Annotated in this window: 1 protein-coding gene; it reads left to right on the forward strand. The window is 57.9% G+C overall.

Annotated features, from left to right (window positions below):
• Window positions 1-464: transposase (locus KDH83_RS31285; RefSeq protein ID WP_212323009.1), on the forward strand; the 464-nt coding region annotated here is incomplete at its 5' end.
• Window positions 465-554: the final 90 nt, after the last annotated feature.

Consider the following 554-nt stretch of genomic DNA (forward strand, 5'->3'; position numbering starts at 1 on the left):
GGGTAGATCAGGCCAATCAACTCCGGCATGACAAGCCGGCTCGCAAGGTCCTGAAATCGAGCCGCTGGCTGTTGTTGCGCAACCGCCAAAACCTGAAACCAGAACAGGCCGTGCACCTGAAGGAGCTGCTGGCCGCCAATCAGTCGCTGCTATGCGTCTACGTGCTGCGCGACGAACTCAAACGGCTCTGGTTCTACCGAAAGCCAGCCTGGGCGGAAAAGGCCTGGGGGCAATGGTTCGAACAGGCTCGACAAAGCGGGATCGCCGCCCTGCAAAAGTTCGCCGAGCGCTTACAGGGTTACTGGCACGGCATCGTGACTCGCTGCCGCCATCCTCTGAACACCAGCGTCGTCGAAGGGATCAACAACACCATCAAGGTCATCAAGCGTCGCGCTTACGGGTACCGCGACGAGGAGTACTTCTTCCTCAAAATCCGCGCCGCGTTCCCCGGTAATCCGCGATGAACCAAGAAAAAACCCCGTAGAAGGTTGATTCTACGGGGTTTTTGGACTTGCTTGGAACTATTCTTGGCGGACAGAGGGGGATTCGAACCC

The sequence above is a fragment of the Achromobacter sp. Marseille-Q0513 genome (assembly GCF_018195695.1).
Classification (GTDB): Bacteria; Pseudomonadota; Gammaproteobacteria; order Burkholderiales; family Burkholderiaceae_B; genus Achromobacter.